The sequence below is a fragment of the Pseudomonas sp. D47 genome (assembly GCF_045447305.1).
GTDB lineage: Bacteria > Pseudomonadota > Gammaproteobacteria > Pseudomonadales > Pseudomonadaceae > Aquipseudomonas.
In genome coordinates this window covers 118721-143609 of the sequence record NZ_JBJGXU010000012.1, presented here as the reverse complement: position 1 = coordinate 143609, position 24889 = coordinate 118721, and the positions used below count along the sequence as shown (strand labels likewise).

Below are 24889 nucleotides of genomic sequence, written 5' to 3'. Positions count from 1 at the left end.
TACGCAGCCGTTACCCAAATAACGGATATGTACCCCGCGCCCCCGCGACAACCAAAGAATCCAACCCATAAAAAATGTGTAGATACCTATGGCTATCGCAGGCAAGCCAGTTCCCACATTGACCGTGCCCACTTTTGATCGAAACGCCTGCTGTCGTCGTACAACTACCACTTGACACCCCAAGAAAACCCCGTAAACATCCCGCAAAATGTTGTACGACAACGCATAACAAATAATAAAAACAACAAAAGCACAAGGGAGCTTCACTGTGAGTCAATTCGCCCGCAATTCCTCCTCGCGTATCGGCCTTCTCGGTCTCGGCAGCCTGGCGTTCACCCTTCCCCTCAGCGCCCATGCCGATGGTTTTCTCGAAGACGCCAAGGCCACGCTGAACCTGCGTAACGCCTACTTCAACCGCAACTTCACCAACCCCACTTACCCGCAAGCCAAGGCCGAGGAGTGGACGCAGAACTTCATCCTCGATGCCAAATCCGGCCTCACCCAAGGCACCGTGGGTTTTGGGCTTGATGTGCTGGGCCTGTATTCGCAAAAGCTCGACGGCGGCAAAGGCACGGGGGGCACTCAGTTGCTGCCGATCCACAGCGATGGCCGCCCCGCCGACAATTTCGGGCGCCTGGGCGTGGCCCTGAAAACCAAACTGTCGAAGACCGAACTGAAGGTCGGCGAGTGGATGCCGGTGTTGCCGATCCTGCGCTCCGACGACGGCCGCTCGCTGCCCCAGACCTTTCGTGGCGGCCAGGTCACCTCCAATGAAATCGCCGGCCTAACCCTCTACGGCGGGCAGTTTCGCGGTAACAGCCCCCGCAACGACGCGAGCATGCAAGCCATGTTCATGAACGGCAAAGCCGCGTTCACCTCCGACCGTTTCAACTTCGGCGGCGGCGAATACAGCTTCAATGACAAGCGAACCCAGGTCGGCGTGTGGTACGCCGAGTTGGCGGATATCTACCAGCAGCAGTATTTCAACCTGACCCACAGCCAGCCGGTGGGCGACTGGACCCTGGGCGCCAACCTCGGTTACTTCAACGGCAAGGAAGACGGCAGCGCCCTGGCCGGTGAGCTCGACAACAAGACCCTCTCTGCCCTGCTCTCGGCCCGCTACAACGGCAACACCTTCTACGTCGGCCTGCAGAAACTCAGCGGCGACAGCTTGTGGATGCGCGTCAACGGCACCAGCGGCGGCACCTTGGCCAACGACAGCTACAACGCCAGCTACGATAACGCCAAGGAAAAATCCTGGCAGGTGCGCCATGACTTCAACTTCGTGGTGCTCGGCATCCCGGGGCTGACCCTGATGAACCGCTATATCAGCGGCAGTAATGTGCACACCGGGGCGATTACCGACGGCAAGGAATGGGGTCGCGAATCAGAACTGGCCTACACGGTACAGAGTAGCGCGCTGAAGGATTTGAATGTGCGCTGGAGGCATTCGACGATGCGTCGGGACTTCAGCAACAATGAGTTTGATGAGAATCGGATCTTCGTCAGTTATCCAATTTCCTTGCTCTGACTCGGTCAATGTGGGAGCGGGCTTGCTCGCGAAGGCGGTGTATCAGACCCAGATAAGCCGACTGACCCACCGCCTTCGCGAGCAAGCCCGCTCCCACATTTTGATCTTCACTCGTCAGGAAGAGCGTTGACAAGCCAGGGACTCCCTAACGATACTTCCGCCAAGTCATACGACAACCTACAACAACAATGGAACCCTCATGACCACCTCCCCAACCACGCCTGTTCCATTCAACCGCCTGTTGCTCACCGGTGCCGCCGGCGGCCTGGGCAAAGTCTTGCGCGAACGCCTGCGCCCTTACGCTCAGGTGCTGCGCCTGTCGGACATCGCCAGCATGGCCCCGGCTGCCGATGCTTCCGAAGAAATACAACCTTGCGATCTCGCCGATAAACACGCCGTGCACCACCTGGTGGAAGGCGTTGACGCCATCCTGCACTTTGGCGGTGTTTCGGTGGAGCGTTCCTTTGAAGAAGTGCTCGGCGCCAACATCTGCGGCATTTTCCATCTCTACGAAGCCGCGCGCCGCCACGGCGTGAAGCGCGTGATTTTCGCCAGCTCCAACCATGTGATCGGCTTCCATAAACAGGGTGAAAAGCTTGACGCCCACTCGCCGCGCCGCCCGGACAGCTACTACGGCCTGTCCAAGTCCTACGGCGAAGACATGGCGAGTTTCTACTTCGACCGCTACGGCATCGAGACCGTGAGCATCCGCATCGGCTCCTCATTCCCCGAGCCGCAGAACCGCCGCATGATGCACACCTGGCTGAGCTTCGACGACCTCACCCAGCTGCTCGAACGCGCGCTGTACACGCCGAATGTCGGCCATACCGTGGTCTATGGCATGTCGGACAACCTCGACACCTGGTGGGACAATCGCTACGCCGCGCACCTGGGTTTTGCGCCCAAGGACAGCTCCGAGGTGTTCCGCGCCCAGGTCGAAACCCTGCCACCAGTCGCCGCCGATGACCCGGCCAAGGTCTATCAGGGCGGCGCATTCTGCGCGGCGGGGCCGTTCGGTGACTGAGCACACAGCAACCCAAGGGAATGAGTGACCATGACGACTGAATTGATCGTCGACGCCTGTAATGCCGTGGGCGAATGCCCGGTGTGGGTGCCCGAGGAAAACGCGCTGTATTGGGTGGATATTCCCAACGGCGGCCTGCAACGCTGGAGCGCCGCCAGCGGGCACGTCGCCGCGTGGAAAGCCCCGCAGATGCTCGCCTGTATTGCCCGCACCACGGCGGGCAACTGGGTCGCCGGAATGGAAACCGGCTTTTTCCAACTCACCCCGCACCACGACGGCAGCCTCGACACCACGCCTCTGGCCAGTGTTGAGCACCCACGCGCGGACATGCGTTTGAACGACGGCCGCTGTGATCGCCAGGGCCGTTTCTGGGCCGGCAGCATGGTGCTGAACATGGGTTTGAATGCGGCCGAGGGCACGCTGTACCGCTACGCATCGGGCGCGGCGCCGCATGCCCAGCTGGACGGGTTCATCACCCTTAATGGCCTGGCCTTCAGTCCCGACGGCCGCACGATGTATGCCTCGGATTCACACCCGTTGGTGCAACAGATCTGGGCCTTCGATTACGACATCGAGACCGGCACCCCGTCCAACCGCCGAGTGTTCGTCGATATGCATCCACTCCCCGGCCGCCCCGACGGCGCAGCAGTCGACGCCGATGGCTGTTACTGGATCTGCGCCAACGACGCCGGGCTGATTCACCGCTTCACCCCCGACGGTCGCCTGGACCGCTCCCTCAGCGTGCCGGTAAAAAAGCCCAGCATGTGCGCCTTCGGCGGCAGTCGCCTGGACACGCTGTTCGTCACCTCGATCCGTGATGACAAGAGTGACCAGTCGCTGGCAGGCGGCGTGTTCGCCCTCAACCCTGGCGTCCAAGGGCTGCCCGAACCCCACTTCATCCTCTAGCCGCGGTGCCGTGATGATTGAACTCAAAGACACCCTGACCCACCTCACCCTGGCCCCGGCCGTAGGTGGCAGCATCGTCAACTGGGCGGTGCGCGCCACCGGGCAGCCACTGCTGCGGCACAGTGATGAGCAGGCGATGAACACCGGCTTGCCGGGCAAGCTGGGCTGTTACCCGCTGGTGCCGTGGTCCAACCGCATAGCCCAAGGCGGTTTCGATAACCCTCACGGCTGGCTGGCGCTGGCGCGGAACAGCCTCACAGATCCGTTGCCGATTCATGGTTCAGCCTGGCAGCAGGCGTGGCAGGTGGTTAGCCAGACGGCGCACGAAGTGGTGCTGGAGGTGGTCTGCGACACGCCGTTCGCCTACCGCGCCGAGCAGCGTTTTCGGTTGCACGACGGTGAGCTGAGCATCGCATTACGCGTGACGCATCTGGCCGAAACGGCGGCGTGGCATGGCCTGGGGTTGCATCCCTATTTGCCGCGTCGAGCGGGTACGCGCTTACAGGCCAAGGCTGCGCAGGTGTGGATGAGTGATGCGGCCAAGTTGCCGACGGGATTGGCGCCGGTGCCGCAGGCTTGGGACTTTCAGGTCTTGAAAACCCTGCCCGAAGGGCTGGTGGACAATGGGTTCTGCCAGTGGGATGGGCATTGCCGGATCGAGCAGCCGGAGTTGGGCTATGCGCTGGAATGCCAGGCCACAGGTGCCGATTATTTCCTGCTGTACTGCCCGCCGGGGTTGGGGTTCTTTTGTGTTGAGCCAGTGAGTCATCCGGTGAATGCGCATCACCTGCCCGGCAGGCCGGGTCTCAAACTGCTGGAACAAAACCAGTCAACCCACCTGGATTTCACTCTGAAATACCGTCCGTTGTAGGGGCAGGCTTTTGTGGCGAGGGAGCGTGCTCCCTCGCCACAGAGAGCATTCCCACTTTTGTGATCTGTGTTGTGTCAGGGCGCAGTGTTTTTGAGGCGCCCGGCGGTATCGATACTGACTACCACCGACAACCCCGGCCGCAACCGCTCAATCTCAGCTTGATCCGGGTTCACCGTAATGCGCACCGGCACCCTCTGGGCGATCTTCACAAAGTTGCCGGTGGCGTTGTCCGCCTGCAACAGGCTGAACTCCGAGCCGGTCGCCGGGGAGATATGCTGCACCGTGCCGTGAAACGTGCGGTGATTCAGCGCATCCACCGTGAAGGTCACCGGTTGGCCGACCTGCACATTGTCCATCTGGGTTTCTTTCATATTGGCGATCACCCACAGCTGCGGCGGCACCAGCGCCATCAACTGCGCGCCGGAGTTGACGTAGGCCCCCAGGCGCACACCGATCTGCCCCAGTTGGCCGTCACGCGGCGCGATGATGCGCGTATTGGACAGGTCGATTCGTGCCAGCTCCACCGCCGCATCGGCACTCGCCACAGCGGCTTCCAATGAACCTCGATTGACGATCACCGTTTGCAGGTCCTGGCGGGCAATTTCGAGGTTGGCCTGGGCCTGGGCCACGGCGGCGATGGTCTGTGCATTGGCAGCGCGGGTCACGTCCAGCTCACGCTTGGACACCGAGCCATCGCTGATCAGCTCTTCGTTACGGCGCAGGTCGGCGGTGCTTTTGCGCGCCTGGGCCTGGCTGTCGACCAGCGCGGCCTGACGCAGTTTGATGGTGGCTTCGGCGCTGTTGCGTTGCTGCACCACATTGGCCAGCGCAGCCTTCTGCACCGCCAGTTGCGCCAGCGCCTGGTCGAGGCGCTGCTTGTAGATACGGTCATCCAGGCGCACCAGCAGGTCGCCGGCCTTGACGAACTGGAAGTCCTGCACCGGCACTTCGTGCACGTAGCCGGCGAGTTGCGGGCCGATAATCGTCACTTGGCCGCGCACCAGCGCATTCTCGGTGGTTTCCACCGCGCTGCTGAACGGCGGCAATTGCCAGGCATACAGCACGATCAGCACGCCGACGATAGCAATCGCGGCAAAGCCCAGGGACGAGATGATGCGCACCCGCAGCGAGCGCGGCTCGGTGACCGAGGCACCCGGCGGCGTGGTGCCTTCCGGGGTCGAGGCGATGGCGTTGGTAGTAGTCGTTGTACGGGTAGTCGGTTCGGTCATGAAGTAACGCCGCTGGGTTGAACGGGAGGGGCTGCTGCCTTGGTAGTACTCATCAGCCACAGGCTGCGGGTGAAGATCCAGAGCATGGTGAGGATCGCGATAATCGCAATCAGCATGAACACATCGTTGTAGGCCATCACATTCGCCTCACGCGTGGCCGCCGTGGCCAGGCTGCGAATGCCCATCAGGTTGCGCAGTTCAGGGTCGGCGATCACGCCGCCATACGCCGAACCGCCGCTCTGCACGCGCGCGGCCACACGCGGGTCAAGCAAGGTCAGGTGCTCGACGATCATGCTGGAGTGGTACTTCTCGCGCACGATCTGGAAGGTGCCCAGCAAGGCCGCGCCAATCAGGCCGCCGAGGTTCTGGCAGATACCGAACATCACCGAGAAACTCACCAGGTTGCGCGGGTTGGTCAACACGTTTTTCGTGCCCAGCACCATGGTCGGCCCCAGAAAGAAGGTGCCGCCAAAGCCTAGCAGGAACTGGCTGATGTACAGGTTTTCCGGGCGGGTCAGGTTGCTGGAGAAACTGTCCATCACCGAGCCGGTGGCCATCAACGCCAGGGAGATGATCAGCGGCATCAGCAGGTGCGCCGGGTTGATCGTCAGCGCACTCACCACCAGCCCGGCAATCGCCCCGGCCAGCATCACCACGTACAGCGTGTGCATCTGCTGGTAGCTCATGTTCAACATCTGCATGAACCCCACAGCGCCGGTGGACTGCTCTGACAGCACCATACGAATCAGCACCACCGCCAGCGCCAGGCGAATCATCACCCCGCTGCCCAGCCAACGCGTCATCAGCAATGGGTTGGCACGGTTATGCTCGATGGCCAGGCCGGCCATGATCAACACCAGGGAACAGGCCGAGGCCACGCCGATCCACGGCGCTTCCAGCCACCAGTCGATGCGCCCCAGGGACAGCACTGCGCACAACAGCGCCACGCCGGTGGCGAGGATGCCAAAGGTGAGGAAGTCAAGTTTTTCAAAGGTCTTGAAGCGATCGCCCGGCGGCAATTTGAGCAGGAATACGCAGCCCAGGCAGATCAGCGCCAGGCCCAGCTCGAACAGGTACAGCCCGCGCCATTCGGCAATTTGCAGCAAGTCTTCAGAGAACAACCGCGCCAGCGGCAGCGCCAACTGCGCAGTGCCAAGGCCCAGCACCAGGGCTTTCAAGCGCCACTTGGCTGGGAACGCCTGGATCATGTAGTACAAGCCCAGCGAACTCAGCGCCGCACCCACCATGCCGTGGGCCGCCCGTACCGCGATGGCCGAACTGAGGTCGTTGACGAACAAGTGGCCGAAGGTCACCAGCGCATACAACACCAGGAACACTTCGGTAAACGCGCGCAGGCCGAACTGCTGGCGAAACTTCACCAGCAGCAGGTTCATGCACACGTTGGTCATTACATAGGCGGCGGGCAGCCAGGCCATCTCGGCGGTGGTCGCGCCCAAGGCGCCTTGCAGGTATTGCAGGTTGGCGATTACCAGCGCGTTGCCGAGCCCGCCGGTGATTGCCACCAGCACGCCGACCAGCGCGAACAGCCAGCGCTTGTGCGTGGGGTGCAGCGGCGTCGACGGCGAACCGGGCAGGCTCGGGCGCTCGTGGGGCTGCCAGGTGTGGGGAGTGTATTTATCCATTCGATGACCTTGATGAGCCGACGTGCAAGGTCGGTGAAGCCGTTACTCAGGGACTAGTAAACCTGAGAGACGTTCATCTTGCCATGTCTCAAGCGCGCACCGCCCCTTCCGCTTGAGATCACCTTTGTTTTGCGTAGCACATTACAGGTCAGATCCAGCCGAGCCAGCTCCAGTAAGTCGCCGCGAACACCAGCATCAGCGCATAGCCGATCAGCGTCACCAAAATCCCGACCTTGGCAAACTGGCGCGCCGTAAATGTCCCCGTGCCCAGGCACACCATATTTTGCGGCGCATTGATCGGCAGGATAAACCCGTAGCTCATCACAAACCCGAGCAGCATGGTCATGCCCAAACGGTTGAACTCCCCCGGCAAGGTCTGCAACACCGCGATCAGGATCGGCAACAGCGCCGAGGTCAACGCGGTGGCGCTGGCAAAGCCCAAGTGGATCACGATCAGGAACGCGCCCAGGATCGCAAATACCCCCAGCGGCCCGACCTGGTCCAGGCCTGTGTGTGCAACCACCTGCGAGCCCAGCCACTGCCCGGCCTGGGTGGTCAGCAGCGCCGTACCGAGGCTGATGCCGACGCCGAACACAATCACCGTGCCCCACGGGATGCGCGACTGCACATCCTTCCACGTCATCACGCCGATACCCGGCAGCAGCAGCACCACCAGCCCGGCGTACGTCGTCGAGGTGGTATCAAAATTGTGCAGACGGCCTTCGGTGGCCCAGGCCAATAACAGCAACACGGACACCGCCAGCAAGCGCTTCTGTGGGCCGGTCATGGGGCCAATGTCCACCAATGACTGGGCCACCGCCTCCTTGCCGCCGGGGATGCTGTCGCTTTCCGGCGGCAGCAGTTTGAGCACCAGCACCAGCAACACTGCCGACATGATCAGCGCCCAGGGTGCACCTGCGATCAGCCAGTCGATCCAGGACACCCGCTCACCGAGCATCTTGTCCATGAAACCGACGGTCAGCAGGTTCTGCGCCGCGGCGGTCTGGATGCCGACGTTCCAGATGCTGGTGCCCTGAGCCACCACGATCATCAACCCGGCGGCGATATTCGAGCGTTTGTCGACACCAAACGCCGCCACCACGCCCATCATGATCGGCACCACACAGGCACTGCGCGCCGTAGCGCTGGGCACCACCAGGCTCAACAGAATGGTGACCGCAATCGCCCCCAGCAAAATGCCGCGCGTGCTGGTACCGACCCGCGTCAAGGTGACCAGGGCGATACGTCGGTCCAGGCCCGTGTGGGTCATGGCCGCTGCAATGAACAACGCGCCCGCCACCAAGGCCAGCGCCGGGTTGGCAAACCCGGTCAAGGCCATGCTGATCGCCGGGCTGGAGCCGATCAGGTGCGCCGGGTCTTGCAGTGAAGGCGCGGTGCCCAGCAGAAACGCCATCAGCGAGGTGATCATGATCGCGCTGGCTTCATAGGACACCGCCTCGGTGATCCACACCACCACCGCAAACGCGAGGATCGCGAGCATTCGATGCCCGGCTACGGGCAAGTCAGCCGGCAGCGGCAACAGCAGCACACCGACCATCACCAGCACGGCGACCACCAGGCCCAGGGGTAACTTAAATGATGCAGCGGTTGTTGCGGGCGCGCTCATGGGGCTCTCCGTCAGCCTTCAAATCAGGCGCGGAGCATGACGCAAAATGCCGCAGGCGGTGTTGACGGGTATCAAGTCCCCAGGCCATGCATGCCGCCTTCTTTCAGACCTTGTTTCAGAGCAACGCCTTGACCAACATGCCGACGGCCACCACCACACACAGGCTGGCAAACCCAACCTGCAAGGTTCGCGCCTTGATCACCGAACACAGGCGCCGTCCAACCAACATGCCGACAATGCTCGCAGCGATAAACACCCAGCCTACAGGCTCAATACTCACACCGGCATGCATCGCACCCGCCACGCCAATGAGCGAGATCAGGCTGATCACCATCAACGAGGTGGCGACGATCCCCCGCATCTGCACATCGGTCAGCTGCTTGAATGCGGGCACGATCAGAAAACCACCGCCCACGCCGAGCAAACCCGACACCGCGCCGGTCACCGCACCCAGCGCGGCTAACGTAGTACTGCACTTGGCGGTCCAGGCAAAGCGCCCGGTTTGCTGATCGAGCATGCAGTTCTTCTGGCCCCACGACGCGGCACCATGGTCACTCGGCCCGGCCTCGACCTTTTCGCGCTGCAACATACGCCAGGCCACCAGCACCATCAGCGCGCTGAACAGGCCCATCAACACGGGCTCCGACAGTTGGTGGGCAATGAACACCCCCAGTGGCGAGAACAGCGCGCCGAGCAAGGCGATCAGCAACGCGGCGCGATAACGCACCAGGCCATGGCGCAACCCGTCGATTGCACCCACCGCTGCCGCCGCGCCCACGGCGAGCAGCGACACCGGCGCCGCCTGGGTCATGGTCAAGCCCAAGCCCAACACCAGCGCCGGCACCCCGAGGATGCCACCGCCCGCGCCGGTGAGGCCCATGACCAGGCCCATCAATACGCCCAACAGACTTGCCAGCAGCATTTAATCCACCTTGCTCAGGCGGGTCAGCCACTCACGGCCCTTAAGCATGCCGTTCCAGTAGAACCACGGCAGCAACGTGGCCTTGAGGAACCACATCGAACGGCGCGCCTGGGTCGGGTCCAGCGGGAGGGTCGGCAGCAGTTTGCCGCCATAGCCGAACTCGGCCAGCACCACCTTGCCCTTCTCCACTGTCAGCGGGCAGGAACCGTAGCCGTCGTACTTGAGCGGCAGCGGCGCCTGTTTGCGCAGGGCCAATAGGTTTTCGGCCACCACCACAATCTGCTTGCGCACGGCGGCGGCGGTCTTTGCGTTGGTGGTGCCGCACACGTCACCCAGGCCGAAGATATGCGGGTAGCGCAGGTGTTGCAGGCTGTGGGGGTTGACCTCGCACCAGCCGGCGGCGTCGGCCAGCGGGCTTTGGCGGATAAAGTCCGGGGAGACTTGCGGCGGCACCACGTGCAGCAGGTCGAAGGACTTCTCTTCAACGCTGACATTGCCCGCTGCGTCCTTCACCTCGAACCAAGCCTTGCGTGCCGGGCCATCCACCCTGATCAGGTTGGAGTTGAACGCCAGGCGCGCGTTGTACTTCTCGACGTATTTCATCAATGGCGGCACAAAGGTCGCCACGCCAAACAGTGCGGCGCCGGCAAGATCGAACTCGACATCGATGTTTTTCAGATTGCCTTGCTTGAGCCAGTGATCGCAGGACAAGTACATGGCTTTTTGCGGCGCACCCGCACATTTGATCGGCATGGCAGGCTGGGTAAAGATCGCCTTGCCGCTCTTGAGTTGCTGCACCAACTGCCAGGTGTAGGCGGCGTGCTCGTAGCTGTAGTTGGAGGTAACGCCGTGCTGGCCGAGGGTGGCTTGCAGGCCTTCGACTTTCTCCCAGGCCAGGCGCAGGCCGGGGCACACGATCAGGTTGTTCCAGGTGACGCGCTGGCCGTTGTCGAGCACCAGGGTTTGCTCGTCGGGCAGCAGTTCGGTGACGGCGGCCTGTACCCAGGTGACGCCATTGGGCAGTACGTCGGCCAATGGGCGCCGGGTCTTTTTGACGTCGTAGGCGCCGCCGCCGACCAGGGTCCAGGCCGGCTGGTAGCAGTGGTATTCACTCGGCTCGATCAGGGTGATGTTCAGGTGCGGATCACGCTTGAGCAGGCTGGCCAGCAGGCCGATGCCCGCCGAACCGCCGCCAATGACTACGATGTCGCCACTGATGGTGGGGCCACAGTGTTGGTCGTTCATGTCAATCGCCTTTTTATACATGCACACAAGGGTCGCTGCCGGATGGCGTCACGCCCAGCTTTTGATGACCGCACCGCAGTACAGCCCGGAGAGGGTCTTCATTACTTGAATCACTTCATGGCTGGCCAGCCCGTAGAAAATGTATTTGCCTTCCCTACGGGTAGCGACCAACCCTTCGTCGCGCAAAATGCCCAACTGTTGTGACAGCGTAGGCTGTCTTACGCCGGTCATGGTTTCCAATTCACCAACGTTGCGCTCACCCTGGGTCAACTGACACAGGATCAACAAACGGTCCTCATTGGCCAATGCCTTGAGCAAGGAGCAGGCCTTGGACGCCGAGGCGCGCAGTTGGGCGACTTCGCCTTCACTCAGAGTAGATTCCATTTGCTTCGGGTCCTTTCTGTCACTTAAGCTCAAAACATTATGTGTAAACGTAAATTGATTGTAACCATTTTTTTCACCACCGAGGGACAGCCGCCATGCCAGCGTTGATTCAAGATTTTCTGGACGAGGCATCGTCGACCTTCACCTATGTCATCTATGAAACTGACGGCGGCCCCTGCGCTATCGTCGACTCGGTGCTCAATTACGACCCAGCCTCCGGGCGCACCCATACGGCCCAGGCGGACAAGGTCACAGCCTTTGTGCGTGAGCACGGCTTGCAGGTGCAATGGCTGCTGGAAACCCATGCGCATGCTGATCACCTGTCTGCCGCGCCGTACCTGCGGCGCACCTTGGGCGGCAAGATTGCCATTGGTCAGTCGATCAGCAAGGTGCAAGGGGTATTCAAGAATCTGTTCAACCTGGAGCCCGAATTTCGCGTCGATGGCTCGCAGTTCGACCATTTGTTTGCGCCGGATGAGATCTTTCATATCGGCAACGTGAAGGCCCAGGCGCTGCATGTACCCGGGCATACGCCGGCGGACATGGCTTACTTGATCGACGACCGGTTGATCCTGGTGGGCGACACGCTGTTCATGCCCGATGTGGGCACTGCGCGTTGCGACTTTCCTGGCGGGGATGCGCGGCAGTTATATGCGTCGATGCGCAAGTTGCTGGCCTTCCCGGATGAAACCCGGCTGTATGTCTGCCATGACTATCCGCCGCAAGGCCGTGAGGCCAAGTGCCTGACCACCGTGGCGGAACAGCGCGCGGGGAATATCCATGTGCATGACGGTGTGGATGAGGCTGCGTTTGTTGAAATGCGCACCACGCGTGATGCCGGGCTGGGGATGCCGACGCTGCTGTTGCCGGCGATCCAAGTGAACGTGCGGGCCGGGAATATGCCGCCGGCGGAGGAAAATGGCGTGGTCTACCTGAAAATTCCGCTCAATCAACTTTAAGTCGGCTGATCGAAATAGGACCCTTTGACGCGCGCAAGCCCTGACCACAATTCGTCGAGGTGCTTGAAGCCCCACGCTTCAGCAGTTTCTCGGCCGACGATCTTGTCGGGCTGCTTGGCCAGGTTGACCACCACCTGGGTAATCGGCAAGCGGGAACGCGTGGAAAAGAACACTTTCACGATCGGCGTCAGCAATGCGCCAGGGTTTTGTTCGATGACCACGCCGATACGGCCACTCTCCAGTCGAACCAGGGCGCCGACCGGATAAATGCCCACGCACCGGACAAACGCCTGGAACACCCGGGCATCAAAATGGCCTTTCCATTCCGCCATTTTCTGTATCGCCTCGTCAGGCCCCCAGCCATGTTTGTAGGGGCGCTCCGAGGTGATCGCATCGTACACGTCACACACTGCGCCCATTTGCGCAAACAGGCTGATCTGGTCCTGAACCAGGCCGTGGGGGTAGCCGCTGCCATCGCATTTTTCATGGTGATGCAAGCACACATCGAGCACCAGTGCGCTGATGTGCGGGCACTGGCGAAGCATGTCTGCGCCCTGTACCGGATGCAGACGCACCGAGGCAAACTCAAGCGCTGTCAACGTGCCGGGCTTACTCAGGATCGCTTCGGGAACCGCCATCTTGCCGACATCGTGGAACAGCCCTGCCAGCCCTGCCTCCTGGATCAGGGCGGGCTCCAATTGCAGCTGGCGCGCCATTGCAATCATCAACCCACACACGGCCACCGAGTGCATGTAGGTGTATTCATCGGCGGTCTTCAGGCGTGCCAGGCTGATGAAGGCGTGAGGATGACGCAGCAGTGATTGGGAAATATCGTCCACCAGTTGAGTGACTTCGGTGGGGTCGACCGCCTTGCCCATGCGCAACTCGCCGAACATGGTGATCACCGCGCGCTTGGCAACCCCACACAACTTTACCGCGCGAGCCACTTCCGCCTTCATCTCGTGGCGGGTCAGTACCTCGCGGGGCTTGCCCGCCGTGGGCGCTGGTGTCACCGCGACCGTAGCGCTCGGCGCTACGTCGCAGCCTTTGAGTGTATCAATCCATACGCCTTGAACCGGCGAGTCCCGCAGACGCTGCAGGTCCTCGGTTTGTTTGAGGAGAAAACGGCTTTTCCAAAAGCCATGCTTGATCCAGGCGCCCTCAAGTTTATGGATGTACATGCCCAGGATCACTTGCGACACGAGAATGCGTTTCAACATAGGCCATGCCTCACTGTGTGCAGGTTCAGGCTATCGAAAAACGGGCCACGATCTGCTTGAGGTCTATCGCCAGTTTCGACAGCTCGTGGCTGGCGATGGAGGTCTGTCCGGCGGCTGACGAACTCTGGATCGACAGGTCGCGAATACTGATCAGGTTCTGATCCACCGAGCGGGCCACGTGGGCCTGTTCCTCGGAAGCCGTCGCGATCAGCAGGTTCCTTTCATTGATATCGGCAATGGCCTCGGTAATCTGAATGATGGCATGGCCGGCTTCGTGGGCGATTTTCAGTGAGTCCACCGCTTCATTGCGGTTCATGCTCATGGACGCTACGGCCTCGCTGGAACAGGTTTGTATCTTCGCAATCATCTGCTCGATTTCCTGGGTCGAGGTCTGAGTCCTGTGGGCCAGTGCCCGCACTTCATCGGCCACCACCGCAAAGCCGCGCCCTTGCTCACCGGCCCGCGCCGCCTCTATGGCAGCGTTCAGCGCCAACAGGTTGGTCTGTTCGGCAATCGAGCGGATCACTTCCACCACCCGTGCAATGTCCTGCGCCTGCTTGGCCAGGCCTTCAACTTCCACACCGGTCTGCTGCACCGTGGCGCTGAGTTTTTCGATCGAGGCAATGGTCTGGGTAACACGCTCCTGGCCGATTTTCGCCGAGCGCTGGGAGTCCTGAGTCGAGTGGGAGGCCGAGACCGCATTGCGGGCCACCTCCTCCACTGCGGCGGTCATCTGATTAACCGCCGTGGCAGCCTGGTCGGTTTCGTGGCTCTGGCGCTCAATGCCGGCACTGGACTCACGGGTGATCGAACTCATCTCTTCGGCAGCCGACGCCAATTGCCCGGATGCATCGCTGATTTGCTGCAGGGTGTTCTTGAGGTTCACCTGCATGGCAGCTGTGGATTGCTGCAGCGCCGTCAGCTCATCCTGGCCGTCTACGGTAATGGCCACGCGTAGATCCCCTTCGGCGATCTTTGAGGTCGACACCAGCAGTTCACGTACCGGGGTAATAATACTGCGGGCAAACAGACCGGCGACTACAACCGTCAGCAGCACTGAAACAGCCATCAGCGCCCAGGTAAACAGGCGCGTCGCGTTGTGCTCGCTGGCGGCCACCTGCACCGCTTGCTGCGACCCGCGTTCATTCAACTGGATCAGCTCGTTGATCGAGTCTTGCGCCTTTGAGGCAATGGGGCTCAGGGTGTCGCGCATGAAGACCGCGAGCTGCTCAGTGGACGCCGTGGAAGAGAACCCAAGAAATGCGTCGACCTTCTGGTCGTAACTTCGAATACTACTGAGGGCTTGGTCATATTTGGCCTGCTCCTCGGGACTCGACACCATGGGCGCATAGCTCTCAGCGACCTTGATCAGGTCTGCTCGCAGGCTTCGTATTTTTTCCAGTGAACCTGGGTTCTGCCGGGCGGCGTCCATCGCAAAATTGCGCAGCTCCAGGCGCAGCTTATACAGCGCCGAGTCGATTTTCCCGGCCAGACGAATACTCGGCAGCCAGTTGGTTTCAATTTCAACCGTCGATGCATAAACAGTATCGATTTTTACCAGCGTCATGCCCCCCTGAATTAATAGCAGAATGCACACCACGCCAAAACAAAGGGCAGCACGAAAGTTTAACTTCAAGGATCTCATGGACATCTCTACTCACCTCTTGCCCGGGCTCAATTAGTTAAATGGCCTATGGCTACTATCGTGGGGAAGCATGTGTGAAAAATATGTGACTGTCCACGTAGAATTTTATTATTCGGATGAGAATAATTCTTACACTTCCGTTAATTAGCTAACAAACTAAACTCGCCCAACCCAAGCGCGTTTTCAGCTGGGTAATTCGACGTTGGCTTCTTCGTTGAGCAGCGAATACATCGCATTACAGGACCGATCACAGTTTCGCCCGACCGTTTCCAGATGACGTTTTAAAGAGGCGCTGATTGGCGGCGAAACGCAACTTATATTTTCAATGAGCGCAGCCATGTCTTCCAGCGCTGCGACAATGGAAAGCTGAGTTAGATTAAAGTCGTAGAGCGCGCGGCATATTAATTGCTGATTGTCCATGACGTGTCTCGCCCTTTAAAAACAGAGCTTAGCAGGCGCAGGGGAGTACTCGGACAAACACCAACTTATATTGACTACGGTCAATTAAAAATGGGCACGGCAAGAGGGGCCACGGCGGCGCCTGGCGGCGCCGCTGGCTACTGCCGCTCAGACCATCAAGCCACCTGGCGGCAATGGTAGCGCCGTCTTGTAGCGCACTTGCTTGAGCGCAAAGCTGGAGCGAATATTGGCCACGCCCGGCACCTTGGTCAAAAAGTCCATCATGAAGCGCTCCAGCGACTGAATCGTCGGCACCAGCACGCGGATCAGGTAATCCGGGTCGCCGGCCATCAGGTAGCACTCCATCACTTCGGGCCGGTCCGAGATCGCGCCTTCAAACTGCTGCAACGCCAGTTCGTTCTGCTTCTCCAGGCTCACATGGATGAACACGTTGACGTGCAGCCCGAGTAAGTCGGCGTCAAGCAGCGTGACTTGGTCGCGAATCAGGCCCAATTCCTCCATCGCCTTGACCCGGTTGAAACACGGCGTGGGCGATAGGTTGACCGAGCGGGCCAGGTCGGCGTTGGTGATGCGGGCGTTCTCCTGCAGGGCGTTAAGAATGCCGATGTCGGTACGGTCCAGTTTGCGCATGAGACAAAATCACCTGTTTATTATGGTTATGCAGTTTTTTTATCCTCAAATGATCGCGAGCGCAATGAAACAGAGATAAATATTCTTCTACGCCACGCCTATGATGTTTGTAGGACAAGATTTCTCTTACCCGGAGACTGACTGTCAGCTAGCGCGCCCACTACAAGAAATTCACAAGATCGAGCGTAGAAGCCATGACTCAGCAGTACGAACCACTGCGCCTGCACGTTCCCGAACCCTCGGGCCGCCCAGGCTGCAAGACCGACTTTACCTACCTGCGCCTCACTGACGCCGGCCTGGTGCGCAAACCCGCCATCGACGTAGAACCTGCCGACACCGCCGACCTGGCCAAGGGCCTGATTCGCGTGCTCGACGACCAGGGCCAGGCCCTTGGCCCGTGGGCCGAGGGCGTTCCCGTCGAGATTCTGCGTAAAGGCATGCGCGCCATGCTCAAGACGCGGATATTCGACAACCGCATGGTCGTCGCCCAGCGTCAGAAAAAAATGTCGTTCTACATGCAAAGCCTTGGCGAAGAAGCCATCGGCAGCGCCCAGGCCCTGGCCTTGAACATCGACGACATGTGCTTCCCCACCTACCGCCAGCAAAGCATCCTGATGGCCCGCGAAGTGCCGCTGGTGGACCTGATCTGCCAACTGCTGTCCAACGAGCGCGACCCGCTCAAGGGTCGCCAACTGCCGATCATGTACTCGGTCAAAGACGCCGGCTTCTTCACCATTTCCGGCAACCTCGCCACCCAATTCGTACAAGGCGTGGGCTGGGGCATGGCCTCGGCGATCAAGGGCGATACCAAAATCGCCTCGGCCTGGATCGGCGACGGCGCCACCGCCGAATCCGACTTCCACACCGCCCTCACCTTCGCCCACGTGTACCGCGCGCCGGTGATTCTCAACGTGGTCAACAACCAGTGGGCGATCTCCACCTTCCAGGCGATTGCCGGTGGTGAAGCCACCACCTTCGCCGGACGCGGCGTGGGTTGCGGCATCGCCTCGCTGCGTGTGGACGGCAACGACTTTATCGCGGTGTACGCCGCCTCCGCCTGGGCTGCTGAGCGTGCGCGCCGCAACCTGGGGCCAACGCTGATCGAGTGGGTCACCTACCGCGCCGGCCCGCACTCCACCTCCGATGACCCGTCCAAATACCGCCCCGCCGATGACTGGAGCCACTTCCCGTTGGGTGACCCGATTACCCGCCTCAAGCAGCACCTGATCAAGATTGGCCAGTGGTCCGAAGAGGAACACGTGGCGGTCAGTGCCGAACTTGAAGCCGAAGTCATTGCGGCGCAAAAAGAAGCCGAACAGTACGGCACCCTTGCCGGCGGCCAGATTCCAAGCGCTGCGACCATGTTCGAGGACGTCTATAAAGAGATGCCGGAGCACTTGAAGCGCCAGCGTCAAGAGTTGGGGATCTGACATGAACGATCACAACAACAGTATTGAACTGGAAACCGCCATGACCACCACCACCATGACCATGATCCAGGCCCTGCGCTCGGCCATGGATGTGATGCTTGAGCGTGACGATAACGTGGTGGTGTTCGGCCAGGACGTCGGTTACTTCGGCGGCGTGTTCCGTTGCACCGAAGGTTTGCAGAACAAGTACGGCAGCTCGCGGGTGTTTGACGCGCCGATCTCGGAAAGCGGCATCGTCGGCGTCGCGGTGGGCATGGGTGCCTACGGCCTGCGCCCGGTGGCGGAAATCCAGTTCGCCGACTACGTCTACCCCGCTACCGACCAGATCATCTCGGAAGCGGCGCGCTTGCGTTATCGCTCGGCCGGGCAGTTCACTGCGCCGCTGACCATGCGCATGCCCTGCGGTGGCGGTATCTATGGCGGCCAGACCCACAGCCAGAGTATCGAAGCAGTGTTCACCCAGGTCTGCGGCCTGCGCACGGTGATGCCGTCCAACCCGTATGACGCCAAGGGCCTGCTGATCGCCTCGATCGAAAACGATGACCCGGTGATTTTCCTAGAGCCAAAGCGCCTGTACAACGGCCCGTTCGACGGCCATCACGACCGCCCGGTAACCCCGTGGTCGAAGCACCCGCAAGCGCAAGTACCGGACGGTTACTACACCGTGCCGCTGGACGTGGCCGCCATCGTGCGCCCGGGCTCGGCCGTCACCGTGCTGACCTACGGCACCACCGTGTATGTGTCGCAAGTTGCCGCCGAAGAAACCGGCATCGACGCCGAAGTTATTGACCTGCGCAGCCTGTGGCCGCTGGACCTGGAAACCATCGTCAAGTCGGTGAAAAAGACCGGCCGTTGCGTGGTGGTGCATGAAGCCACCCGCACCTGCGGCTTTGGCGCCGAGCTGGTGGCGCTGGTGCAAGAGCATTGCTTCCACCACCTGGAAGCGCCGATCGAACGCGTCACCGGTTGGGACACCCCCTACCCGCACGCGCAAGAGTGGGCGTATTTCCCAGGGCCGTCCCGCGTGGGCGCGGCGTTGAAACGGGTCATGGAGGTCTGAATGGGCACGCACATTATCAAGATGCCGGACATTGGCGAAGGCATCGCAGAAGTTGAACTGTCTGTATGGCATGTAAAGGTTGGCGACCTGGTGGTTGAAGACCAAGTGCTGGCGGATGTGATGACCGACAAGGCGATGGTGGACATTCCCTCGCCGGTGCACGGCAAGGTGATTTCCCTCGGCGGCGAGCCAGGTGAAGTCATGGCCGTGGGCAGTATTTTGATCAGCATTGAAGTGGAAGGCGCGGGTAACGCCAAAGATGTACCGGCGGTGGCTGCACCGGTAAAAGCTGCGCCTGCACCCGCTCTGGTTGCTGAAGCCAAGCCTGCGCCAGCGCCAAGCAAGCCCGCGCCAGTGGTGGCGGCTCAAGCACCCGTGGCCCGTGAAGCCGACGAACGCCCATTGGCCTCGCCTGCCGTGCGGAAACACGCGCTGGATGCTGGCATTCAGTTACGCCTGGTGCAGGGCTCTGGTCCTGCGGGCCGGATTCTGCACGAAGATTTGGAGGCTTTCTTGCTCCAGAGTCCGGCGCAAACTAAAACCGCTGCCAACCCCTACGCCGAACGCAACGACGAAGAACAGATCCCGGTGATCGGCATGCGCCGCAAGATCGCCCAGCGCATGCAGGACGCGACCCGGCGCGCCGCGCATTTCAGCTATGTGGAAGAAATCGACGTCACTGCCCTCGACGAGCTGCGCGTGCACCTCAATGAGAAACACGGCGCTGCACGCGGCAAGCTGACATTGCTGCCGTTTATCGTGCGCGCCATGGTCGTGGCGCTGCGGGACTTCCCGCAGATCAACGCGCGCTATGACGACGAAGCCCAGGTCATCACCCGCCTCGGCGCGGTGCATGTGGGGGTCGCCACCCAGAGCGACGTGGGCCTGATGGTGCCGGTGGTGCGCCATGCCGAAGCCCGCAGCCTGTGGGGCAATGCTGAGGAAATCACCCGTTTGGCCAGCGCCGCGCGCAATGGCAAGGCCAGCCGCGATGAGCTGTCGGGGTCGACCATTACGTTGACCAGCCTGGGCGCGTTGGGCGGCATCGTCAGCACACCCGTGCTGAACCTGCCGGAAGTGGCCATCGTCGGCGTCAACCGCATTGTTGAGCGGCCGATGGTGATCAAGGGCCAGATCGTAATCCGCAAGATGATGAACCTCTCCAGCTCCTTCGATCACCGCGTGGTCGATGGCATGGACGCGGCGCAATTCATCCAGGCCATTCGCGGCCTGCTCGAACAACCCGCCAGCCTGTTTTTGGAGTAAGGCATGTCTCAGACACTACACACCACGTTGCTGATTATCGGCGGCGGCCCTGGCGGTTATGTGGCGGCGATTCGCGCCGGTCAGTTGGGCATCCCGACCATTCTGGTGGAAGGCCAGGCCTTGGGCGGCACCTGCCTGAATATCGGCTGCATCCCCTCGAAAGCCCTGATCCATGTGGCCGAGCAGTTCCAGCAAACCGTGCACCACAGCCAGGGTTCGCAGTTGGGCATCGAAGTGGACGTGCCGACCCTGGACATCCGCAAAAGCGTGGAATGGAAAGACGGCATCGTCGACCGCCTGACCAGCGGCGTTGCCGCACTGTTGAAAAAACACAAAGTGCAGGTGATTCACGGTTGGGCCAAGGTTGTCGATGGCAAGACCATTGATGTCGGCGACCAGCGTATCCAGTGCGAACACCTGCTGCTGGCTACCGGCTCGAAAAGCGTCAACCTGCCGATGCTGCCGAATGGCGGGCCGATCATCTCCTCCACCGAAGCGCTGGCCCCCACCCGCGTGCCCAAACGCCTGGTTGTGGTGGGCGGCGGCTATATTGGCCTGGAGCTGGGCATTGCCTACCGCAAGCTCGGCGCTGAGGTCAGTGTGGTCGAGGCGCAGGAGCGCATCCTACCGGCTTACGACGGCGAACTGACGCTGCCGGTGGCTGAATCCATCAAGCACTTGGGGATCAAGCTGTACCTCAAGCACAGCGTGACCGGTTTCGAGAACAACAGCCTGCAAGTGCGCGATCCGAATGGCGACACCTTGTCACTGGAAACTGATCAAGTGCTGGTGGCCGTCGGTCGCAAACCCAACACCCAAGGCTGGAACCTCGAAGCGCTGAACCTGGACATGAACGGCGCGGCGATCAAGATCGACAGCCGTTGCCAGACCAGCATGCGCAATGTTTGGGCGATTGGCGACCTGAGTGGCGAGCCGATGTTGGCGCACCGGGCCATGGCCCAGGGCGAGATGGTCGCCGAACTGATCAGCGGTAAAACCCGCGAATTCAACCCGGCGGCCATTCCAGCCGTGTGCTTTACCGATCCGGAACTGGTGGTGGTCGGCAAGACCCCGGATGAAGCCAAGGCGGCGGGCCTGGACTGCATCGTGTCGAGTTTCCCGTTCACGGCCAACGGCCGGGCGATGACGCTGGAGTCGAAAACCGGCTTCGTGCGTGTGGTCGCTCGCCGTGATAACCACCTGATCGTCGGCTGGCAAGCGGTAGGTGTTGGCGTGTCCGAACTGTCCACGGCCTTTGGCCTGAGCCTGGAAATGGGTTCGCGCCTGGAAGACGTGGCCGGCACCATCCACGCCCACCCAACGCTCGGCGAAGCGGTACAAGAGGCGGCCTTAAGGGCCCTGGGCCACGCGCTGCACCTGTAAAACTACAGTGAGGCCATCGCAGGCAAGCCAGCTCCCACACGGGAATGCATTCCAAATGTGGGAGCTGGCTTGCCTGCGATAGCGGTGGATCAGCCAACACACAGGCTGAACGGCCCACCCACCTGCTCCCACACCGGCCAATAATGCAGTATTGTTGCGCCCATCCAGAAAAAAACCGACAAGCCTGCCTTCGACCAGGCGGTTGTCCAGAGATAGAGGGTGTCATGGGTAACGAAAGCATCAATTGGGACAAGCTGGGTTTTGACTACATCAAGACCGACAAGCGGTTTCTCCAGGCCTGGAAAAACGGCGAATGGCAAGCCGGCACCCTGACCGACGACAACGTGCTGCACATCAGCGAGGGCTCCACGGCCCTGCACTATGGCCAGCAATGCTTTGAAGGCCTCAAGGCCTACCGCTGCAAGGACGGTTCAATCAACCTGTTCCGCCCGGACCAGAACGCCGCCCGCATGCAGCGCAGCTGTGCACGCCTGCTGATGCCGCACGTGCCCACCGAAGACTTCATCGAAGCCTGCAAACAAGTGGTCAAGGCCAACGAGCGGTTCATCCCGCCGTACGGCAGCGGCGGCGCGCTGTACCTGCGCCCGTTCGTGATCGGCACCGGTGACAACATCGGCGTGCGTACCGCGCCGGAGTTCATCTTCTCGGTCTTCGCCATCCCGGTCGGCGCCTACTTCAAAGGCGGGCTGGTGCCGCATAACTTCCAGATCTCCACTTTCGACCGCGCCGCGCCACAAGGCACCGGCGCCGCCAAAGTGGGTGGTAACTACGCCGCCAGCCTGATGCCGGGTGCCGAAGCGAAAAAATCCGGTTTCGCCGATGCGATCTACCTGGACCCGATGACCCATTCGAAAATCGAAGAAGTCGGCTCGGCCAACTTCTTCGGGATCACCCACGACAACCAGTTCATCACGCCGAAGTCGCCTTCGGTGCTGCCAGGCATCACCCGCCTGTCGCTGATCGAACTGGCCCAGTCCCGCCTGGGCCTGAAAGTGGTCGAAGGCGAAGTGTTCATCGACAAACTGGATCAGTTCAAGGAAGCCGGAGCCTGCGGCACGGCCGCTGTGATCTCGCCCATCGGCGGCATCCAGTACAACGGCAAACTGCACGTGTTCCACAGCGAAACTGAAGTCGGCCCGATCACCCAGAAGCTCTACAAAGAGCTGACCGGCGTGCAAACCGGTGACGTCGAAGCGCCAGCAGGCTGGATCGTCAAGGTCTAAGCCCAAACGCCAGCAACACCACAAAACCCATGTGGGAGCTGGCTTGCCTGCGATGGCGGTCTATCAGTGACTCAATAAGTTGACTGATGCACCGCCATCGCAGGCAAGCCAGCTCCCACAGTTGATTTCGGCGTTCTCACACATCCTTGGGGATGTTCACGGCTATCTTCTTACCCATACTAATCCTCGGCTCCACTCCATATCCCAACGCCTCATAGAACCCCGCCACCCCATCATTGCCGCCAGTAATCTGCAAATTGATCTTCATGCACCCCAACGCCGTCAACGCCTGCTCGGCATACCGCACCAGCGAGGAGCCCAGGCCGTGACGCCGATAGTCAGCGTGCACCGCCACCGAATACAGCCAACCACGATGCCCGTCGTAGCCTGCGAGAAGGGTGCCGATCACGGCTTTTTTATCCGTCGCTACGAAAAACAACCCATCGTTAACCGCCAGCTTCTTATCAATCGCCAACGTCGGCAGGTTGTGCGCGGTGTCATACCCAAACGCCTCCTGCCACAGGGCCACCACTTGCGCACGGTGCTGACGATCACGATACGGCCCGATGGGGTGGCGGGATAACAGCGCCTTCTCCATCACCAGCGTGCGCTCGTTACCGTGATAGACATCGCGCACCGTGTGGAAGCCCATCTTTGTATAAAACGGCTCGGCGGTCAGCGAAGACGGCACACTCAACACCGTCACCCCGGCTTCCCGGGCACGCAGTTCGATCTCAATCATCAGCAGCCGCCCAATGCCCTGCCCTTGCAGCGCCGGGTTCACAAACACCGAGCGCACCACATTGCCATCAAGCGCGGCAGTGGCGACGATCACCTGACCATGAGTCGCCACCAGCACCACCCGCCGCTGGAGCAAGGCCTGCACGGCGTACGGGGTAAAGTTGCTCGCCACCCGCGCAATCACATCCGCCGGGTAATCCCGCGCATTACTGCTGTGCAAGGCCGCCAGGATGACCTGGCTGATCCCCTCGGCATCGGCTGCCTGGGCGAGACGAACGGCGGTAGACATGATTCCTCCTGACGGACAGCGCTATAACAGCCCCAACAATACCAATGTGGGAGCTGGCTTGCCTGCGATGGCGGTGTGCCAGCCAAGAATATGGCACTGATACACCGCTATCGCAGGCAAGCCAGCTCCCACAGTTGACCTCATTCCAACCCTGACAGCCGATTCGGCTGCCCCACCCCACTTTTCAGCTTTCCCGGCTGAGCCGCCCCGCTGTTTCAGCCGGGATTCCCCCATCACAACGCACAAAATACCCCCACAGCTCAGCCCCCATGGACCCGTGCACCCATGCAAACAACAAACACCGTCCTGATGATTCGCCCGGCGCGCTTTGCTTTCAACCCGGACACCGCGATCAACAACCGCTTCCAACGCCCGCCCCTGGACCCACTCAGCGCACAGCACAAAGCGCTGGAAGAATTCGACCGTTATGTCGACACCCTGCGCCAACACGGCGTGGAAGTGTTGGTGGTGCAGGACACCCCGGCGCCTCACACGCCCGACTCGATCTTCCCCAATAACTGGTGGAGCAGCCATGCCGACGGCAGCCTGGTGCTGTACCCGATGGAAGGCCAGAACCGACGATTGGAGCGCAACAAAGGTGTGCTGCACGTACTGGAGCAGCGCTTTGCGATCAAAGACACCATCGACCTCAGCCACCTCGAACAACAGAACATCTTCCTCGAAGGCACCGGCAGCATGGTGCTCGACCGCCAACACCGCATCAGCTACGCCTGCCACTCCGGGCGCACCCACCAGGACGCCCTGCGCCAGTTCGCCGACCGCCTCGACTACCAACTCTGCGTGTTCCACGCCGTCGACCGCCATCACGCGCCGATCTACCACAGCAACGTGATGATGAGCGTCGGCCGTGACCTCTCGGTGGTGTGCCTGCAAGCCCTGCCTGACGCCGACGAACGCCTGGGCCTGGAACGCTCCCTGCGCGATACCGGCAAAGACATCCTCGCCCTCGACTTCGACCAGTTGGAAGCCTTCGCCGGCAACATGCTCGAAGTCCATGACCGCGACGGCCAGCCGCTTTTGGTCATGTCCGCCAGCGCCTGGGGGGCCCTGCAACCAGCCCAGCGCCAGCATGTGGAACGCCACACACAGCCGGTGGTGGTGAACATCGACAACATCGAACGCATCGGCGGCGGCAGTGCCCGCTGCATGCTGGCGGAAGTGCACCTGCCCGCCCGCCCCTCATTTCAATAAGGAGTCTT

The 24889-nt window shown here is 61.1% G+C and carries 22 protein-coding genes; 11 read left to right on the top strand and 11 right to left on the bottom strand.

The features are described from left to right. Positions 1 to 268 precede the first annotated feature (268 nt). The 4 genes from ACI77I_RS11400 (at position 269) to ACI77I_RS11385 (ending at position 4332) form a co-directional block, all read left to right on the top strand. Positions 269 to 1531 (top strand): OprD family porin, encoded by a 1263-nt coding sequence (locus ACI77I_RS11400; RefSeq protein WP_406997524.1) that lies wholly within the window; start codon positions 269 to 271, stop codon positions 1529 to 1531. Positions 1532 to 1730: 199 nt separating this feature from the next. Next, positions 1731 to 2555: an NAD(P)-dependent oxidoreductase gene (locus ACI77I_RS11395; protein WP_094951354.1), complete on the top strand. Its 825-nt coding sequence runs from the start codon at positions 1731 to 1733 to the stop codon at positions 2553 to 2555. A 30-nt stretch (positions 2556 to 2585) separates the two neighbouring features. Continuing rightward, positions 2586 to 3461, top strand: coding sequence for an SMP-30/gluconolactonase/LRE family protein (locus ACI77I_RS11390; RefSeq protein ID WP_406997523.1), 876 nt, complete (start codon positions 2586 to 2588; stop codon positions 3459 to 3461). 13 nt (positions 3462 to 3474) lie between these two features. Further along, on the top strand, positions 3475 to 4332 hold the full coding sequence (locus ACI77I_RS11385; protein WP_406997522.1) for an aldose 1-epimerase: 858 nt from the start codon (positions 3475 to 3477) through the stop codon (positions 4330 to 4332). A 74-nt stretch (positions 4333 to 4406) separates the two neighbouring features. Here ACI77I_RS11385 and ACI77I_RS11380 read toward each other — a convergent pair whose 3' ends face one another. The 6 genes from ACI77I_RS11380 to ACI77I_RS11355 form a co-directional block, all read right to left on the bottom strand. Next, positions 4407 to 5561 carry an HlyD family secretion protein gene (locus tag ACI77I_RS11380; protein WP_406997521.1) on the bottom strand — a complete coding sequence of 385 codons (1155 nt, stop codon included), beginning with the start codon at positions 5559 to 5561 and terminating at the stop codon, positions 4407 to 4409. Further along, positions 5558 to 7204, bottom strand: a complete 1647-nt coding sequence (locus tag ACI77I_RS11375; RefSeq protein WP_242150819.1) for an MFS transporter — start codon at positions 7202 to 7204, stop codon at positions 5558 to 5560. Before ACI77I_RS11375 ends, ACI77I_RS11380 begins: the two co-directional genes overlap by 4 nt. Positions 7205 to 7352: 148 nt before the next feature. Further along, on the bottom strand, positions 7353 to 8831 hold the full coding sequence (locus ACI77I_RS11370; protein WP_242150823.1) for a DASS family sodium-coupled anion symporter: 1479 nt from the start codon (positions 8829 to 8831) through the stop codon (positions 7353 to 7355). 115 nt (positions 8832 to 8946) lie between these two features. Beyond that, positions 8947 to 9753 carry a sulfite exporter TauE/SafE family protein gene (locus ACI77I_RS11365; protein ID WP_094951348.1) on the bottom strand — a complete coding sequence of 269 codons (807 nt, stop codon included), beginning with the start codon at positions 9751 to 9753 and terminating at the stop codon, positions 8947 to 8949. Next, positions 9754 to 10998, bottom strand: coding sequence for an FAD-dependent oxidoreductase (locus tag ACI77I_RS11360; RefSeq protein WP_406997520.1), 1245 nt, complete (start codon positions 10996 to 10998; stop codon positions 9754 to 9756). A 48-nt stretch (positions 10999 to 11046) separates the two neighbouring features. Then, positions 11047 to 11382, bottom strand: a complete 336-nt coding sequence (locus ACI77I_RS11355; protein WP_017136253.1) for a helix-turn-helix transcriptional regulator — start codon at positions 11380 to 11382, stop codon at positions 11047 to 11049. 95 nt (positions 11383 to 11477) lie between these two features. On the opposite strand from ACI77I_RS11355, the gene ACI77I_RS11350 reads away from it, so the two are divergent. Further along, complete coding sequence (locus tag ACI77I_RS11350) at positions 11478 to 12341, top strand: MBL fold metallo-hydrolase (protein ID WP_242150833.1); 864 nt, start codon at positions 11478 to 11480, stop codon at positions 12339 to 12341. On the opposite strand, the gene ACI77I_RS11345 is transcribed toward ACI77I_RS11350, so the two are convergent. From ACI77I_RS11345 to ACI77I_RS11330, 4 genes are all read right to left on the bottom strand, one after another. Further along, complete coding sequence (locus ACI77I_RS11345) at positions 12338 to 13561, bottom strand: HD-GYP domain-containing protein (RefSeq protein ID WP_242150836.1); 1224 nt, start codon at positions 13559 to 13561, stop codon at positions 12338 to 12340. The genes ACI77I_RS11350 and ACI77I_RS11345 overlap by 4 nt on opposite strands. A gap of 25 nt (positions 13562 to 13586) precedes the next feature. Continuing rightward, positions 13587 to 15206 (bottom strand): methyl-accepting chemotaxis protein, encoded by a 1620-nt coding sequence (locus tag ACI77I_RS11340; RefSeq protein WP_406997526.1) that lies wholly within the window; start codon positions 15204 to 15206, stop codon positions 13587 to 13589. A 183-nt stretch (positions 15207 to 15389) separates the two neighbouring features. Further along, positions 15390 to 15626: a hypothetical protein gene (locus tag ACI77I_RS11335; protein ID WP_263273548.1), complete on the bottom strand. Its 237-nt coding sequence runs from the start codon at positions 15624 to 15626 to the stop codon at positions 15390 to 15392. 147 nt (positions 15627 to 15773) lie between these two features. Continuing rightward, entirely contained in the window at positions 15774 to 16256 is a 483-nt protein-coding gene (locus ACI77I_RS11330; RefSeq protein ID WP_083357856.1) for an Lrp/AsnC family transcriptional regulator, read from the bottom strand. 194 nt (positions 16257 to 16450) lie between these two features. On the opposite strand from ACI77I_RS11330, the gene ACI77I_RS11325 reads away from it, so the two are divergent. From ACI77I_RS11325 to ACI77I_RS11305, 5 genes are all read left to right on the top strand, one after another. After that, complete coding sequence (locus ACI77I_RS11325) at positions 16451 to 17686, top strand: 3-methyl-2-oxobutanoate dehydrogenase (2-methylpropanoyl-transferring) subunit alpha (protein ID WP_094951343.1); 1236 nt, start codon at positions 16451 to 16453, stop codon at positions 17684 to 17686. A 1-nt stretch (position 17687) separates the two neighbouring features. After that, positions 17688 to 18746: an alpha-ketoacid dehydrogenase subunit beta gene (locus ACI77I_RS11320; protein WP_053256985.1), complete on the top strand. Its 1059-nt coding sequence runs from the start codon at positions 17688 to 17690 to the stop codon at positions 18744 to 18746. After that, complete coding sequence (locus ACI77I_RS11315; protein ID WP_094951342.1) at positions 18747 to 20012, top strand: dihydrolipoamide acetyltransferase family protein; 1266 nt, start codon at positions 18747 to 18749, stop codon at positions 20010 to 20012. Between the two features lie 3 nt (positions 20013 to 20015). Then, positions 20016 to 21395 (top strand): dihydrolipoyl dehydrogenase, encoded by a 1380-nt coding sequence (gene lpdA, locus ACI77I_RS11310; RefSeq protein ID WP_406997519.1) that lies wholly within the window; start codon positions 20016 to 20018, stop codon positions 21393 to 21395. 224 nt (positions 21396 to 21619) lie between these two features. Then, the gene (locus tag ACI77I_RS11305) at positions 21620 to 22639 is read left to right on the top strand and encodes a branched-chain amino acid aminotransferase (RefSeq protein ID WP_406997518.1); all 1020 of its coding nucleotides are present in this window, start codon (positions 21620 to 21622) and stop codon (positions 22637 to 22639) included. A gap of 136 nt (positions 22640 to 22775) precedes the next feature. On the opposite strand, the gene ACI77I_RS11300 is transcribed toward ACI77I_RS11305, so the two are convergent. Then, positions 22776 to 23669 carry a GNAT family acetyltransferase gene (locus ACI77I_RS11300; RefSeq protein ID WP_406997517.1) on the bottom strand — a complete coding sequence of 298 codons (894 nt, stop codon included), beginning with the start codon at positions 23667 to 23669 and terminating at the stop codon, positions 22776 to 22778. A gap of 285 nt (positions 23670 to 23954) precedes the next feature. Here ACI77I_RS11300 and ctlX point away from each other — a divergent pair, with 285 nt between their 5' ends. After that, entirely contained in the window at positions 23955 to 24881 is a 927-nt protein-coding gene (gene ctlX, locus ACI77I_RS11295; protein WP_094951338.1) for a citrulline utilization hydrolase CtlX, read from the top strand. Positions 24882 to 24889: the final 8 nt, after the last annotated feature.